The sequence below is a fragment of the Pseudomonas sp. GW821-FHT09D08 genome, assembly GCF_059416305.1.
In genome coordinates, this window is record NZ_JBWKOX010000009.1 from 218,011 (window position 1) to 233,432 (window position 15,422).

The window sequence follows — 15,422 nt, forward strand, 5'->3', positions numbered from 1 at the left end:
CGCGAGCCCAAGCGTCACGCGGGGTAGCGGGGTGTGAAAAAAATTATTGCGAATCGCCGGAGGCAATTTCTGCAGGATACGTCGTACGCCACAGCTCAAAGCCGCCGTCCAGGCTGTAGACGTCGGAGAAGCCCTGGCTGACCAGGTAGGCGGCTGCGCTCTGGCTGGAATTGCCGTGGTAGCAGGCCACGATCAGCGGTGCATCAAGGTCGGCGGCACGAATGAAGTCGGCGATGTTGACGTTGTCCAGATGCAGGGCGCCAGCGATATGGGCGGCGGCGTAAGTCGGCTGGTCGCGGATATCGACGACCACTGCACCTTGCTCGCGCAGGGCCTGGGCTTGTTCGGGAGGGATACGTTTGAATTCGCTCATGGCGGGCTCCTATGGCCTGGCTGCAGCCGGCAGGGTAACGGGAAGAGTGGGTGGGCACTGGCAGCCGTGACGCTCGCCGGTGTCGATGTTCATCAGGGTCATGGCGCCGCCCCATACGCAGCCGGTGTCGAGGGCAAACACGCCAGGTTCCTCGCACTTGCCTTCAAGGGCTGCCCAGTGACCAAAGATGATCCTGGTGTCGCGGGTCTTGCGTTCCTTGTGGGCAAACCATGGTTTGTAGCCGGGCAGTGCCGTGTCGGCGCCTTCCTTGCTCTTGAGGTCCAGCTTGCCCTCGGCGGTGCAGAAGCGCATGCGTGTGAAATAGTTGGTAATCACCCGCAGGCGGGCGACGCCGGTAAGGTCGTTGTCCCACTTCACTGGCTCGTTGCCATACATGCCGTCGAGGTAGGCGGTGTACAGGCTGTCATCGGCCAGGGCGTTTTCGACTTCGGCGGCGCACTTGAGGGCTTTTTTAAGCGTCCACTGCGGTGGGATACCGGCATGGACCAAGGCCATATTGCGGCTTTCGTCGTAATGCATAATCTTTTGCCGGCGCAGCCAGTCAAGCAGTGGCGCGCGATCTGGCGCTTCGAGGATTTCGCGCAGGGTATCGCCCTTTTTCAGGCGCTCGATGTTATTGCCGGCGGCCAGCAGGTGCAGGTCATGGTTGCCCAGTACGCATACCAGGGAATCCCGCAGGCTATACAGGTAACGTAGCGTTTCCAGGGACTCGGGGCCGCGATTGACCAGGTCGCCGACCAGCCACAGGCGATCGTTTGCCGGGTCGAAGGCCACCCGTTCAAGCAGGCACTTGAGGGGCTCCAGACAGCCTTGCAGGTCGCCGACCGCGTACGTTGCCATCAGTGCAGGGCGCCTGGTACGGCGAGGCGGAAAGGCTTGATGATGGCGTCGAACAGTTTGCCATCAGTGGCTTTCATCTGATACGAGCCTTGCATGGTGCCGACCTTGGAGGTCATTACCGTGCCGCTGCTGTAAGTGTGGCTGGCGCCAATGTCGATCAACGGTTGTTGGCCGACAACGCCTGCGCCGCGAACTTCCTCGACCTGACCGTCACCGTCGGTGATCACCCAGTGGCGTGACAGCAGCTTGGCCGGCACCTGGCCGTTGTTTTTCACCGTGATGGTGTAGGCAAAGGCGAAGCGGTTCTGTTCAGGTTGCGATTGGTCCGCGAGGAAGCGGGTGACGACGCTGACGTCGATCTGGTAGCGAGGATCGGACATGCAAGAGGCCTTAAAAGCAAAAGCGGAGGACAGCAGATGCGGATCAGTCTAGGCCAAGAGGTGGGCACTAGGCCAGACATGTGTCTGGCCATGCCTGGGTGTTTCAGTCGGCGACTGGCGCAGGCTGGATGGCAAGCTGGTCGGCCAGGCGCACGAACGCGGCCAGGTCCAGTTGCTCGGGGCGCAGGCTGCCGTCGACGCCGGCTGCTTCGATCTCGGCGTTGCTCAGCAGGGCCTTGAGTGTGTTGCGCAGGGTCTTGCGGCGCTGGTTGAACGCCTCACGCACCACGCGTTCCAGCAATTTGTGATCCTTGGCCGGATGTGGCAGCACGGCGTGAGGCACCAGTCGCACGATGGCCGAGTCGACCTTCGGTGGTGGGTTGAACGCACCTGGGCCGACATTGAACAGGTGTTCGACGCGGCAGTGGTACTGAACCATGATCGACAATCGGCCCCAATCACCACCACCAGGGCCGGCAGCCAGGCGTTCCACCACTTCTTTTTGCAGCATGAAGTGCATGTCGCGGATGATCCCGGCGTTATTCAGCAGGTGGAAAATCAGCGGAGTGGAGATGTTGTACGGCAGGTTACCCACCACACGCAGGCTGTTAGGCGCGGCGTTGAGGGTATTGAAGTCGAACTTCAGTGCATCGCCCTGATGCAGGTTGAAGTTGGGCTTGCCGGCGAACTGCTGGTTGAGGATCGGGATCAGGTCCTTGTCCAGTTCCACCACGTCTAGTTGGCCGCCACTGGCGAGCAAGCCTTGGGTCAACGCGCCCTGGCCCGGGCCGATTTCCAGCAGGCGGTCTTCTGGCTTGGCATGGATGGAGCGCAGGATACGGTCGATCACGCCAGCGTCGTGCAGGAAGTTTTGCCCGAAGCGCTTGCGCGCCCGGTGTTGGTAATGCTCGGTCATATACGGGTCTCGGCCATCTGATAGGCGGTTTCCAGGGCCACGTGCAGGCTGCCGGTATCGATCTTGCCGCTGCCCGCCAGGTCCAGGGCGGTGCCATGGTCGACGGAGGTGCGGATGATCGGCAGGCCCAGTGTCACGTTGACTGCGGCGCCGAAGCCTTTGTATTTCAGCACCGGCAGCCCCTGGTCATGGTACATCGCCAGCACTGCGTCGCAGTGCTCCAGATATTTTGGGGTAAACAGAGTGTCTGCTGGCAGTGGGCCGCGCAGGTCCATGCCTTCTTGGCGCAGACGCTCCAGGGTTGGTTCAATGATGTCTATTTCTTCATGGCCCAAGTGGCCGCCTTCGCCGGCGTGGGGGTTGAGCCCACAGACCAGGATGCGCGGTTGGGCGATGCCGAATTTTTGTTGCAGGTCGGCATGCAGGATGCGTGTAACGCGCTCCACACGCTCGGCGGTGATGGCGTCGGCAATGTCGCGCAATGGCAGGTGCGTGGTCACCAGGGCGACCCGCAGGCCGCGTGTGGCCAGCATCATGACGACTTGAGCGGTGTTGGTCAGCTCGGCCAGGAACTCGGTGTGGCCGGAAAATGCAATCCCCGATTCGTTGATCACGCCCTTGTGGACCGGTGCAGTGATCATGCCGGCGAAGTCGCCGTCGATGCAGCCTTGCCCCGCGCGGGTCAGGGTTTCCAGGACGAACGCCGCGTTGGCCTTGTCGAGTTGCCCGGCAACGACCCTGGCTTGCAGCGGGGTGTTCCACACATACAAGCTGCCGGCGGGCGCCGGCAGGTCGGGCCAGTTGCCCGGTGCCACGTCCAGCAGACTGACGACCACACCCAACTGCGCGGCCCGCTCAAGGAGCAGGTCGCGGCTGGTAATGGCAATCAGGGGGTGCGGCTGGGGTTGCGAGGCGAGCAGCAGGCACAGGTCTGGACCAATGCCGGCCGGCTCGCCGGGTGTCACGGCGAAACGCTGGGGTTTCACGGAGCTGCCTGGTCGGTGCCTGTTTGCTCGGCGCCTGGCAGCTTGTTTTCCACGTAGGCTTCGTCACGGATCTGACGCAGCCAGGTTTGCAGCTCTTCGTCGTATTTGCGGTTACGCAGTACGTTCAGCGCCTGCTGCTCGCGGGCCTGGCTGGTGTTGTCGGTGGCGCGACGGCCAAGGACTTCCAGTACATGCCAGCCATATTGAGTCTTGAACGGCTTGGACAGTACGCCTTGCGGAGTATCGGCCATTACCTGCTGGAACTCGGGCACCAGGGCTTTCGGGTCGATCCAGTTCAGGTCGCCGCCGTTGAGGGCGGAACCCGGGTCTTCCGAGAAGCTCTTGGCCAGGGTGGCGAAGTCTTCACCGCTTTCGATGCGGTCATAGATCTTCTGGGCCAGTTCCTTGGTTTGGGCCTCGGTGCGGATTTCGCTTGGTTTGACCAGGATATGACGAACATGCACTTCGTCTTTCAGCGAGGTCTCGCCACCGCGACGTTCCAGCAACTTCAGGATAATGAAGCCGCCTGGGGTGCGGGCTGGCTGGGTGATGCCACCCACTTCCATGGCGCTCAGTTCACGGTCGAACGGAGGTGGCAGTTGAGCCGCTTTACGCCACCCCATATCACCACCTTCAAGGGCGTTGTCGCTGCCGGACTGGGCAATGGCCATCTGGGCAAAGTCAGCGCCGGCTTTCAGGCGATCATAGATAGCCTGGGTTTTCGCCGCTGCCGCATTCAGTTGCTCGGAGTTGGCACTGTCCGGCGTCGGAATCAGGATATTGGCCAGGTGCAGTTCTTCGGAAAGCTGCATCTTGCCCAGGTCCGAGGCCAGGAAGTTCTTCACTTCCTGCTCGGATACCTGGACCCGCTCGGCAACGCGACGCTGGCGCACACGGCTGATGATCATTTCGCGGCGGATCTGGTCACGGGCGTCTTCATACGACAGACCGTCGTGGGCCAGGGCCGCGCGGAATTGATCAATGCTCATGTTGTTGCGCTGAGCGATGGTACCGACCGCCTGGTTCAGTTCTTCGTCCGAAATGCGGATGCCGGAACGCTCGCCGATCTGCAGTTGCAGGTTTTCGACGATCAGGCGTTCCAGTACCTGCTGGTCCAGCACGCTGGTAGGTGGCACGCCACCGCCACGCTTGGCGATGGTTTGCTGCACTTCCTTGACGCGCTGGTCCAGTTGGCTCTGCATGATCACGTCGTTATCGACGATGGCCACGACTTTATCCAGTTGCTGAACCGCAGCGTGAGCCGATACGGTGCCCAGGAACAGCGCGCCCAGCACTAGCGGGCGCAGACAATCAGAAAGCTTGGTCTTCACGTTCACGATAACCTTCAATGCCTTTGTCGAGGAAGCTCTCTACCTTGGCGCCGGTCAGGCCGCCGAGTCCTTTGAGGACGATCTGCAGGAAGAGCCCGTGGTCACCCTTTTCGTTAAGCGGGGCGATCTGGCTGTATTCGTCGTTGGAAACCCAGTAACGGTTGATGACGCGCAGTTTCCAGCAGCAGTTGTCGTACTCGAAACCACCGAAGGCTTCCAGGGTACGGTTGCGAGCGTAGTCATACTGCCAGCGGGTGATCAGGTTCCACTGGGGAATGATCGGCCACATCATCGAGAAATCGTGTTGTTGGATTTTGTAGTAATCCTTCACGTAGTTCGGATCGCCTGGTTGACCGTAGTCGCCACCGAACTGCCATTTGCCGGTCAACTGGTTGTAGACGACCTGGTCGTTACGATAGCGATAACCGACGTTGATGATCTTGTTCGGGTTGTCTTCCGGCTGGTAGTGAAGCATCGCGCTACCGGAACGAGGGCTGTGCTCCTCGGTGTCCCAGTTGTAGTCGGCCGTGGCGCGCCAGTCGCGGTTGAAGCGGAACTCGTAGTCCAGGGCAACGGGCGATACGTCGGACTGTGCATCGGCACGGTCGGCCGCCAGGATGCCAGGCAGTTGTACTTCACGATCCTTGAAGTACACAGCCTGTCCCACGGATACGCGTTGACGCTCGAAACCGTTTTCTTCGATCCACCGGCTGGTCAAGCCCAGGGACAGCTTGTTCTCGTCGCCGATACGGTCGGAGCCGCTGAAGCGGTTGTCGCGGAACAGGGACGCGTAGCTGAACGAGTACTCGCTGGTGTCGAAGACCGGGATATCGGCCTGGTCCTTGTTCGGCACGTACAGGTAGAACGCACGCGGCTCGAGGGTCTGGCGATAATCCTTGCCGAACCAGTTGGTGTTGCGATCGAAGTACAGGCCGCTGTCGACGCTGGCCACCGGAACCGCACGGTCCTGGGAGCTCTTGAAGGTGCCGCCGGCGTACTGGGTGCCGTTCTTCGCCGCAGCAGCTTGGGCGGCGATAATGTCATTTTTGCCAGTGCTATCCAGATCAAGATCGTACTTGGTGTACACGTACTTGAGCTTCGGCGTGATGAAACCGTAGGTCCAGTTCATCGGGTAGTCGACGGCCGGTGCAACATTCAGGCGAGTGCCGTTTGCACGGGTCAGGCCAGTGACGTAAGTGTCCAAGCGACGCTCGGAGCCACCGTTTTCATTGATGAAGTCGCCGTTTTGCAGATTGCGCTCAAACCGAACTGCTTCGGTCTCGTAGCTGAAGTTCAGCCCACCCGGATGGTACGGCAGCTGGCCGTTGAAGGTGATCTGCGGCAGGCGGTCATACGGTGTGACCTGGGAAATCGTCGCCAACTGATAAGCCTGGACATTCAAGCGCGCCTGGAACGAGTCGCCGCGGTAGGCCACGGAGCCCTGCTGGTTGACGAAGTCCTGACTCTCGACACCTTCCTGATAGGACTTGAGGTCCTGGAAGTAGTAGGGGTCGCTGATCTTGGTGTAGTCGACCTGGGTCAGTACGCGCGAATCCAGCCCGCCCTTGTGCTGCCAATTGAGCATGTAGCGGGTTTTTTCGTAGTCGGTCTGCTTCTTGCGTTCGTCGTTGTCGTCGTTCAGGTACGCGCCGCCGAACTGGCCTTCGCTGGACTTGGTGAGGTAGCGGAACTCGCCTTCCATCATCATGCCGCGCTTGGTCATGTATTGCGGGTACAACGTGGCGTCGTAGTTCGGCGCCAGGTTGAAATAGTACGGCGTGACCAAGGTAAAGCCGGTTTCGCTGCCGGTGCTGAAGCTTGGCGGCAGGAAGCCGGACTGACGACGGTCGTCGATCGGGAAGTAGATGTAAGGGGTGTACAGGATCGGAATGTTCTTGATCCGCAGCGTCGCGTTGGTGGCCGTACCGAAACCGGTGGCCGGGTTCAACGTGATGTTGTTGCCCCTGAGCTGCCAGGCATTGCTGTCCGGCTCGCAGGTGGTGTAGGTACCGTCCTTGAGGCGGATGATCGCGTTTTCGGCGCGCTTGGCGTACAGCGCGTTACCGCGGATACGCGACTTGTGCAGCACGTATTCGGCGTTGTCGATCTGCGCCGCGCCGGTGTCCAGTTGAACCTCGGCATGGTCGCCGACGATCAATGCACCGTTGTCGCGCAGTCGCACGTTACCGTTCAGCTCACCACGGTTCTCGGCCTGGTACAGGCTGGCTTCTTCCGACTCCAGCTGCATGCTGCCCTGGCGCATGACGACGTCACCGGCCAGGGTTGCGACTTGTTGTTCCTGCTCGTAACGAGAGGCCTTGGCACCGATGAAGGTGGGCGCATCGCTCTTGTTCGTCTTGTCGTTCATGCCAGGACGCGTTGGCTCGATGTACGCACCGCCGCAGTAAGGACCGGTTTCCGCCAGCTGGGCTGCGGTCAACTTTTCACGAGGCACCCAGTCCAAGTGGCTGTAGTCGGCGCTGCGCGAACGCAGGCCACGGCCCTTGGACTCGGTGACCAGTGCGGTCTTCGGCTCGGCCTCGGCACTGCCGCCAGCGTCGGCCTGCGCCGTGCTGTTGGCCGAGCTGACGGCTGCGCCGTCATGCACCGGGCGCGGTGGCAAGGGGGCGGCGGCGGTTTTCGGCGCGCAGTCCCAGGCACCCGAAGCAGAGACTGAGCAGTCATACTGTTCCGCGGCGACCACGAATGAGGTGGCGAAGGGTTGCATGACCAGCAGACTGCCGGTTACCAGCAACGGAAATTTTCTACGAAACGCGGGGGATTTCAATGCCATCTTATTAGTCCGGGCTTCCTGCGTGCCATCTGCCCGCGGTTTGGGCCGCACGCCTCTCGATGGTCTGAAAAAGATGCGTGATAATAAAGCATGCCCCGCTTGACGGCTAGCGCCGTCGGAGACCCTTGTAATGCCCGAGCAAGATCTACGTTTACAACAGCTGGAAGTCTGGCTGGATGAGCAGTTGCCGATCCTTTTCAACGCTCAAGGCTGGGGTGCCGTACCCCCGGCCACATTGACTGCGGCCAGCAGCGACGCGAGTTTCAGGCGCTATTTCCGTTGGGACGGCGGCGGTCGAACATTCGTGGTAATGGACGCGCCGCCTCCCCAGGAAAACTGCAAACCTTTCGTCGATATCGCGTATTTGCTCTCCACTTCGGGAATAAATGTTCCGAAAATTTATGCACAAGACTTGCCGCGAGGCTTTCTTTTGCTCAATGACCTGGGCAGAAAAACCTACCTGGACGTGATAACCGACGAAAACGCCGATCAATTGTTTGCCGATGCCATCGACGCCTTGCTGGCTTTTCAGCAGTTGCCGATGGACGCACCACTGCCCAGCTATGACGTCGCCTTGCTGCGCCGTGAACTCGAATTGTTTCCCGAATGGTACGTGCGCCGGCACTTGGGTATCGAGTTGGATACTCGGCAGCAGGCACTTTGGCAGCGTGTCAGCGATCACCTGATCGACAGTGCCCTGGCGCAACCCAAAGTGCTGGTGCACCGCGACTATATGCCACGCAACCTGATGATCAGCGAGCCTAACCCTGGCGTGCTGGATTTCCAGGACGCGGTGTATGGTCCGGTCACCTACGACATTACCTGCCTGTTCAAGGACGCCTTTCTCAGCTGGCCCCAGGCCCGTGTGCGGGAATGGCAGCGCGACTACTGGGAACGTGCGGGCCAGGCCGGCATTCCGGTACAGCCGGATTTCGAAGACTTCCTGCGCGCCAGCGACCTGATGGGCGTGCAGCGCCACCTCAAGGTCATCGGTATCTTTGCGCGCATCTGCCATCGCGACGGCAAGCCACGCTATCTGGCCGATGTACCGCGCTTCTTTGCTTATATAGAGGCGGTGCTGGCCGATCGTCCGGAGTTGGGCGAACTGGCTGAGTTACTGACCAGCCTGCGCCAGCCCGCAGAGGCCAGCCTATGAAGGCCATGATCCTGGCCGCCGGTAAAGGCGAGCGGATGCGTCCGCTTACCTTGCACACCCCCAAGCCGCTGGTGCAGGCCGGCGGCAAGCGCCTGATCGAGTACCACCTGGAGGCGCTGGCCAAGGCCGGCTTTACCGATGTGGTGATCAACCATGCCTGGCTCGGCCAGCAGATCGAGCGCTACCTGGGAGATGGCGCGCAGTTCGGCTTGCGTATCCGCTACTCCCCGGAGGGCGAACCGCTGGAAACCGGCGGCGGGATTTTCCAGGCGCTGCCGTTGCTGGGGGATGAGCCGTTCCTGGTGGTCAATGGCGATATCTGGACCGACTACGACTTCACCCGCCTCAAGCAGCCGCTCAAGGGCCTGGCTCATCTGGTGATGGTCGACAACCCGGCACATCACCCCTCGGGCGGTGATTTCTACCTTGATCAGGGCTTGCTTCATGATGCGGCGCCCGGTGCCGATAACCTGACCTTCAGTGGCATTTCAGTGCTCGACCCCCGGCTGTTCGAGGGTTGCAGCGCCGGTGCCTTCAAGCTGGCGCCGCTGCTGCGTGCGGCCATGGCGAAAGGTTTGGTAACGGGGGAACACATGGCGGGACGCTGGATTGATGTCGGCACGCTGGAGCGCCTGGCGCACGTCGAAACCCTGCTGATAGCGGGGCAGTAGCATGTTGTGGCCAGGGACGCTGATCGGCGCCGGGGCTGGCTTTGCCATTGCCAGTATTCCGGGGGCCTTGTTGGGTGCGCTGTTGGGGCAGGCGCTGGATCGCCGCCTGCAACTGCACAGTTGGGCACAGTTGCGCGAGCGCTTGGGCGGGCGTCCGGCGTTACGCAATGACGAGTTATTGTTTGTGTTGCTCGGGCGCCTGGCCAAAAGCAACGGGCGTGTGGTGGACGGGCATATCCAGCAGGCGCGGCAGGAAATGCGCTCACTGGACATGACCGAGTCGGCCCAGCGCCGCGCGATTGCGGCGTTCAACCGCGGCAAATCCGGTTCCGACCGTGTACGCCGCTACCTGCGTGTGCTCAAGGCCCAGCCCCATGCGGCGGAAGGGGTGTTGCGGGCGTGCTGGCGGATGGTCTGGGCGGACGGCAAGGCGGACGCCGCCGAGCGTGATTTGATCGACCTGTGGGGGAAATGGTTGGGCTGGACGCCGCAACAGCTCCAGGCGTTGGCAGCCGACTACACACCTGAGCGCAAGCCGCTGGTCAATCGTGGCACGACCTACCAGGAAGCGCTGCGCTTGCTCGGCGTGACCGCTACCACCGAGCCGTCGGTCATCAAGCATGCCTATCGCCGCCTGCTGAGCCGTCACCACCCGGACAAGGTGGCCGGCAGTGGCGCCAGCCCCGCGCAAGTGCGTGAGGCGACCGAGCGCACCCGTGAATTGCACAATGCCTATTCGTTGATTCGCGAGCGCCGGGATTTTCGTTAGAGGTCACTATTTTCACGGATAAACACATTCCAATGTGGGAGGGGGCTTGCCCCCGATTAGGGTGGGTCAGCTACCTATCTGTTGACTGACACACCCCTATCGGGAGCAAGCCCCCTCCCACATTGGTTCTGTGCTGATCCTCAATCGGCGCTGGCCTGCGGGCTCAACCAGCCGCGAACCCGGCGATACAACTGTTCCTGCTCGGCGGCGCTGTTGCCGGGCAGGGTCTTCAATGACACCTGCTTATAGCCGTCATTCTTCAAGCGCTTCGCGGCCTGGGCGCGCGCCAGGGCGTTGTTGCGTGCTTGAGCGTTGTCTTGATAGAAGACGTCGGCCGTCGGCAGCTTCAGCGCCGGCGCCAGTTGCTGCACATCCGGATGACGCCCGGCAGGCGTCTGGGCGGCAACCATCACGAGCTTCTGCACCTGGGAGGGTTGTTTTTCAGTCAGGTAACGCGCCGCCCACCAGGCGCCAGTGCCATGGCCCACCAGCACCACCGTGCGTGCGCTCTGGGTCTGGGCAAAAGCCACGGCGGCATCGATGCGCGCGAAGATGCGCGAGGCGTCGGTCTTGTCCTGTTCGTCGGCACCCGGGACCACCGCCGGGTCGGTGCCTTCCGCCTCGGCGCTGGCGGCTTGCTCGATCGGCTTGTCGGCGGTGCTCGCGTCTTTACTGCTGGTGTCGACGGTGGCGTTGGGTGCTTCCATGACACGCGGTGGCAGGGTGTCCATGCTCACGTCCGGTAACGACAGGCTGAGGCTGCCCCAATTGGCATCCGGCAATTTACGTCGCAACGGGCCGATTGCTTGCGGCCAGTCAGCATTTTCGCCGGCGCCCGGTACGATAATCACCACGCCTTCGGGTTCGGCGCTGTTGGCCGGTTTCCACAGGGCAAGGAATGAATCACTGCCGGCCTGCAACTGTTGCTGCTCTTGCTGCGGGATTTTGCGTTCCAGAGCGCTGGCCTCTTCCTGGCTACGCTCGGGCAGGGGTTGGCGTTCGACGGGTTTTTCGGCCGCCGGTGCCGGTGCGTCTTCAGCCTGCACAGAAAAGGCACTGGTAAACAGCAGTGACAGGCACAATGCTGGCAGTGCCGAACGGTTTCGATAGGACATCGTTGATTTCCGGCCAGAAGTGATTCCAGCAGCCTAATGGGTTGGTCAGTATTTGTCAGTGATGTGAGACGTGGATCATGGGTTTTCGCTGTCTGCTGGTTATCGGCTGTTTGTGCCTTGCCTTGATGGCAAACGCTTCCCCCGCGCCCGCCACACCGCAGGCGCAGCTGAATGCGCCGCAGCGCGAATGGCTGGCCCGGCACCCGGAGCTGCGGGTGGGCGTGGTCTTGCAGGCGCCTTACGCGCAATACGACCGACGCCTGCAGCGCTTGTCCGGGGCGAATGTCGAGTTGATGCAGTGGCTGGCCAAGGCGCTGAATATCGAGCTGACCTGGCGCAACTTCCCTGATCAGGAGCAGTTGGAGGCGGCCGTACGCGACGACGAGGTGGACATTGCCCCTGGCCTGCAGCAAACCCCGGCCGGTTTGCGCCTGTGGCAGTTCACCGACCCGTATATGCGTGTGCCTCAACACATTGTCGGCATCCGCGAGGGCGGTGGTGCCGTGGAGTTGGAGAAGCTCGACGATCAATCCCGTGTGGCCGTGCGCATGCCCAGCGCCGTGGCCGATTACCTGCGCAGTACCTATCCCGGCCTCAACCTGCAAGGCGTGCCCATGGAGCGCCAGGCCTTGCAACTGTTGGTCAGCCAGCAGGCGCGTTATGCCGTGGTGGATGAAGCGCAATTAAGCCGCTTGTCCGCAGAGGCCGAGTTCAGCGGGCTGGCGGTGGTCGGGGACATCGGCCTGCCGCAATTGCTGCGGGTTGCCACGCGCCGGGACTGGCCGGAACTGGCCGGCATCATGGAAAGTGCCCTGAGCGCGATCCCGGCCCGCGACCTGGATCAACTGCACAGTCGCTGGCTGCAACCCAAATACCCACGTTTATCCGAATCCAAAGGCCTCTGGCAGAACCTCAGCCTGCTGCTCGGCCTGTTGCTGCTCGCCAGCCTGGCCGTGGTGTTCTGGCAGCGCCGCCAGCAACGTGTGCTGGAGCATGGCCTGCTGGCCGCCCGCGAAGAAAGCGCGGCCCGTGCCGCCGGTGCCGAAGCGCTGCGCTTGACGCAGTTCTCCATCGACCAGAGCACCGTCGGCATCCTCTGGGTCAACTGGGACAGCCACGTGCGCTACGCCAATCGTGCGGCCGAGAGCATGCTGGGTTACGAGCCCGGTGCACTGATCGAACGGCCGCTGGTCGACCTCGACCCGACCCTGGATATGGACCGCTGGCTCAATTTGTGGAAGCGCGCACGGGCCAGCGAGGAGGGGCCGCAGAATTTCGCCACCGATTGTTTGCGCGCCGATGGCAGCATCCTGCCGGCCAACGTGTCCTTGAGCTTTGTGCGATTTGCCGAGGCTGAATACCTGGTTGTCTACCTGAACGATGTCACCGAACTGCGCCGCACCCTGGCCGCCTTGATGCAAAGTGAAGCGCAACTGCGCGAGTTGTCCGCCCACCTGGAAACCGTGCGCGAAGAAGAAAAAGCCCGCATCGCCCGGGAAGTTCACGACGAACTCGGGCAAATGCTCACGGTGCTCAAGCTGGAAACCTCCATGTGCGAGCTGTCCTATGCGCAACTGGATCCTGGCCTGCACGAGCGCTTGAACAGCATGAAGCGCCTGATCGCCCAACTGTTCCAGTTGGTGCGGGACGTGGCGACGGCGCTGCGCCCGCCGATTCTCGACGCCGGGATTGCCTCGGCGATTGAATGGCAAGCCCGGCGTTTCGAAGCGCGCACGCAGATTCCCTGCCTGGTGCAGGTACCGGATAACCTGCCGACCTTGAGCGATGCCAAGGCCATCGGCCTGTTCCGTATCCTGCAAGAGGCGCTGACCAATGTGATGCGCCATGCCCAGGCGCATACTGTCGAACTGACCCTGGCGGTGGAAGGCACCGACCTGCGGCTGACCATCAGCGACGATGGCGTCGGTTTCGTCCAGGCCCAGGGGCGCCCGGTGTCGTTTGGCCTGGTGGGGATGCGCGAGCGGGTGCTGATCATGGGCGGGCAACTGAGCCTGGACAGTCAATTGGGCGAGGGCACCACCCTGAGTGTCACCGTGCCGTTGGATGCATAACGATAAGAGGAAGCCCTTGTGATCCGTGTACTGGTAGCCGAAGACCACACCATTGTTCGTGAAGGCATCAAGCAATTGATCGGCCTGGCTAAAGACCTGCTGGTGGTGGGGGAGGCGAGTAATGGCGAGCAGTTGCTCGAGACCTTGCGCCATGTGCCTTGCGAGGTGGTGTTGCTGGACATCTCGATGCCAGGCGTGAATGGCCTGGAAGCGATTGCGCGCATTCGGGCGCTGAGCAATCCGCCGGCGATCCTGGTGCTGTCGATGCACGATGAGGCGCAAATGGCCGCTCGCGCCTTGAAGGTGGGCGCTGCGGGCTACGCCACCAAGGACAGCGACCCGGCGCTGCTGCTGATGGCGATTCGCAAGGTCGCGGCCGGCGGGCGTTACATCGACCCGGACCTGGCGGACCGCATGGTCTTCGAGGTCGGCCTGACGGATTCAAGGCCCTTGCATTCGCTGCTGTCCGAGCGTGAATTTTCGGTGTTCGAGCGCCTGGCCCAGGGCGCCAACGTCAATGACATCGCCCAGCAACTGGCGTTGAGCAGCAAGACCATCAGCACCCACAAGGCGCGGCTGATGCAAAAGCTCAATATCACCTCCCTGGCGGAGCTGGTGAAGTACGCCATGGAGCACAAGCTCCTCTAACCACATACCCAATAACGACAACCCCAAAACACCGCCGAACCCATTCTTGCCGCTTGCAGCTCGCCTCTTGCCGCTGCCCTGTCCCATCCCCGCCATCCGTGTAGGGCGATCCCTACCCCAAACCTTCCATCCGGCTGATGCCATTCTCTCCTGGCCCCCGATTTCCGGGGGCTCGCGCCTGGACTACGCTTGTGCCACAGCAGTCCAAAATACAAAGGTGCGGGTATGAGCGAGGTGGATTCAAATGATGTGCTGGTCAGCTTTCGTGGCGTGCAGAAGAGCTACGACGGCGAGAACCTGATCGTCAAAGACCTCAACCTGGAGATTCGCAAGGGCGAGTTCCTCACCCTGCTCGGGCCTTCCGGTTCGGGCAAGACCACCAGCCTGATGATGCTGGCCGGCTTCGAAACGCCGACCGCCGGCGAAATCCAGCTGGCCGGGCGCTCGATCAACAACGTGCCGCCGCACAAGCGCGACATCGGCATGGTGTTCCAGAACTACGCGCTGTTCCCGCACATGACCGTTGCGGAGAACCTCGCGTTCCCGCTGTCGGTGCGGGGCTTGAGCAAGACCGATATCAGCGAGCGGGTCAAACGCGTGCTGAGCATGGTCCAGCTCGATGCCTTTGCCCAGCGTTACCCGGCGCAACTGTCCGGCGGCCAGCAACAGCGCGTGGCCTTGGCCCGTGCGTTGGTGTTCGAGCCGCAACTGGTGCTGATGGACGAACCCCTCGGCGCCCTTGACAAGCAATTGCGTGAACACATGCAGATGGAGATCAAGCACCTGCACCAGCGCCTCGGCGTGACCGTGGTGTACGTGACCCATGACCAGGGCGAAGCCTTGACCATGTCCGACCGCGTGGCGGTGTTCCACCAGGGCGAGATCCAGCAGATCGCCGCGCCACGTACCTTGTATGAAGAGCCGAAGAACACCTTCGTCGCCAACTTCATCGGTGAAAATAACCGCCTCAATGGTCGCCTGCACAGCCACACCGGCGAGCGCTGCGTGGTGGAGTTGGCGCGCGGCGAGAAGGTCGAGGCGCTGGCGGTGAACGTCGGCCAGATCGGCGGCCCGGTGACCCTGTCGGTGCGCCCTGAGCGTGTCAGCCTCAATGGCTCCAGCGAAAGCTGCGTCAACCGTTTCTCCGGGCGGGTGGCGGAATTCATCTACCTGGGCGACCACGTGCGTGTGCGCCTGGAAGTCTGCGGCAAGGCCGATTTTTTTGTGAAACAACCGATCGCCGAGCTGGACCCGGCGTTGGCGGTCGGCGACGTGGTACCGATTGGCTGGCAAGTCGAGCACGTTCGCGCACTCGACCCACTTCTAGAGGCGAATTGATCGCCCCATGGC

The 15,422-nt window shown here is 61.9% G+C and carries 14 protein-coding genes; 6 read left to right on the forward strand and 8 right to left on the reverse strand.

Annotation, left to right across the window (positions count from 1 at the left end):
• Window positions 1-43: 43 nt before the first annotated feature.
• From glpE to AC07OP_RS17950, 7 genes are all read right to left on the reverse strand, one after another.
• On the reverse strand, window positions 44-373 hold the full coding sequence (gene glpE / locus AC07OP_RS17920) for a thiosulfate sulfurtransferase GlpE (protein WP_098480834.1): 330 nt from the start codon (window positions 371-373) through the stop codon (window positions 44-46).
• Between the two features lie 9 nt (window positions 374-382).
• On the reverse strand, window positions 383-1,234 hold the full coding sequence (locus tag AC07OP_RS17925) for a symmetrical bis(5'-nucleosyl)-tetraphosphatase (RefSeq protein ID WP_065938233.1): 852 nt from the start codon (window positions 1,232-1,234) through the stop codon (window positions 383-385).
• A complete protein-coding gene (gene apaG, locus AC07OP_RS17930; RefSeq protein ID WP_027605913.1) occupies window positions 1,234-1,614 on the reverse strand; it encodes a Co2+/Mg2+ efflux facilitator ApaG/CorD in 381 nt (126 codons plus the stop codon). The genes AC07OP_RS17925 and apaG overlap by 1 nt, the downstream gene beginning before the upstream one ends.
• A 103-nt stretch (window positions 1,615-1,717) precedes the next feature.
• Window positions 1,718-2,530: a 16S rRNA (adenine(1518)-N(6)/adenine(1519)-N(6))-dimethyltransferase RsmA gene (gene rsmA, locus AC07OP_RS17935; RefSeq protein ID WP_065925389.1), complete on the reverse strand. Its 813-nt coding sequence runs from the start codon at window positions 2,528-2,530 to the stop codon at window positions 1,718-1,720.
• Entirely contained in the window at window positions 2,527-3,516 is a 990-nt protein-coding gene (gene pdxA / locus AC07OP_RS17940) for a 4-hydroxythreonine-4-phosphate dehydrogenase PdxA (protein WP_115485683.1), read from the reverse strand. Before pdxA ends, rsmA begins: the two co-directional genes overlap by 4 nt.
• Window positions 3,513-4,853, reverse strand: a complete 1,341-nt coding sequence (locus AC07OP_RS17945) for a peptidylprolyl isomerase (RefSeq protein WP_027605910.1) — start codon at window positions 4,851-4,853, stop codon at window positions 3,513-3,515. Before AC07OP_RS17945 ends, pdxA begins: the two co-directional genes overlap by 4 nt.
• Window positions 4,828-7,641, reverse strand: a complete 2,814-nt coding sequence (locus AC07OP_RS17950) for an LPS-assembly protein LptD (protein ID WP_495101960.1) — start codon at window positions 7,639-7,641, stop codon at window positions 4,828-4,830. The genes AC07OP_RS17945 and AC07OP_RS17950 overlap by 26 nt, the downstream gene beginning before the upstream one ends.
• 130 nt (window positions 7,642-7,771) lie before the next feature.
• Here AC07OP_RS17950 and AC07OP_RS17955 point away from each other — a divergent pair, with 130 nt between their 5' ends.
• The 3 genes from AC07OP_RS17955 to AC07OP_RS17965 are packed head-to-tail and all read left to right on the forward strand — an operon-like array spanning window position 7,772 to window position 10,237.
• On the forward strand, window positions 7,772-8,797 hold the full coding sequence (locus tag AC07OP_RS17955; RefSeq protein WP_495101959.1) for an aminoglycoside phosphotransferase family protein: 1,026 nt from the start codon (window positions 7,772-7,774) through the stop codon (window positions 8,795-8,797).
• Window positions 8,794-9,468, forward strand: coding sequence for an N-acetylmuramate alpha-1-phosphate uridylyltransferase MurU (gene murU / locus AC07OP_RS17960; protein WP_495101958.1), 675 nt, complete (start codon window positions 8,794-8,796; stop codon window positions 9,466-9,468). The genes AC07OP_RS17955 and murU overlap by 4 nt, the downstream gene beginning before the upstream one ends.
• 1 nt (window position 9,469) lies before the next feature.
• Window positions 9,470-10,237: a TerB family tellurite resistance protein gene (locus AC07OP_RS17965; RefSeq protein ID WP_495101957.1), complete on the forward strand. Its 768-nt coding sequence runs from the start codon at window positions 9,470-9,472 to the stop codon at window positions 10,235-10,237.
• A gap of 140 nt (window positions 10,238-10,377) precedes the next feature.
• Here the strand turns inward: AC07OP_RS17965 and AC07OP_RS17970 are convergent, their stop codons facing one another.
• Entirely contained in the window at window positions 10,378-11,352 is a 975-nt protein-coding gene (locus AC07OP_RS17970; RefSeq protein WP_098480837.1) for an alpha/beta hydrolase family protein, read from the reverse strand.
• A gap of 77 nt (window positions 11,353-11,429) precedes the next feature.
• Between AC07OP_RS17970 and AC07OP_RS17975 the strand changes: the two genes are divergently transcribed.
• The 3 genes from AC07OP_RS17975 (at window position 11,430) to AC07OP_RS17985 (ending at window position 15,410) form a co-directional block, all read left to right on the forward strand.
• Window positions 11,430-13,424, forward strand: a complete 1,995-nt coding sequence (locus AC07OP_RS17975; RefSeq protein WP_495101956.1) for a PAS domain-containing sensor histidine kinase — start codon at window positions 11,430-11,432, stop codon at window positions 13,422-13,424.
• Window positions 13,425-13,442: 18 nt separating this feature from the next.
• Window positions 13,443-14,072: a response regulator gene (locus tag AC07OP_RS17980; RefSeq protein WP_027605903.1), complete on the forward strand. Its 630-nt coding sequence runs from the start codon at window positions 13,443-13,445 to the stop codon at window positions 14,070-14,072.
• A gap of 225 nt (window positions 14,073-14,297) precedes the next feature.
• Window positions 14,298-15,410 carry an ABC transporter ATP-binding protein gene (locus AC07OP_RS17985; RefSeq protein ID WP_065871779.1) on the forward strand — a complete coding sequence of 371 codons (1,113 nt, stop codon included), beginning with the start codon at window positions 14,298-14,300 and terminating at the stop codon, window positions 15,408-15,410.
• Window positions 15,411-15,422: the final 12 nt, after the last annotated feature.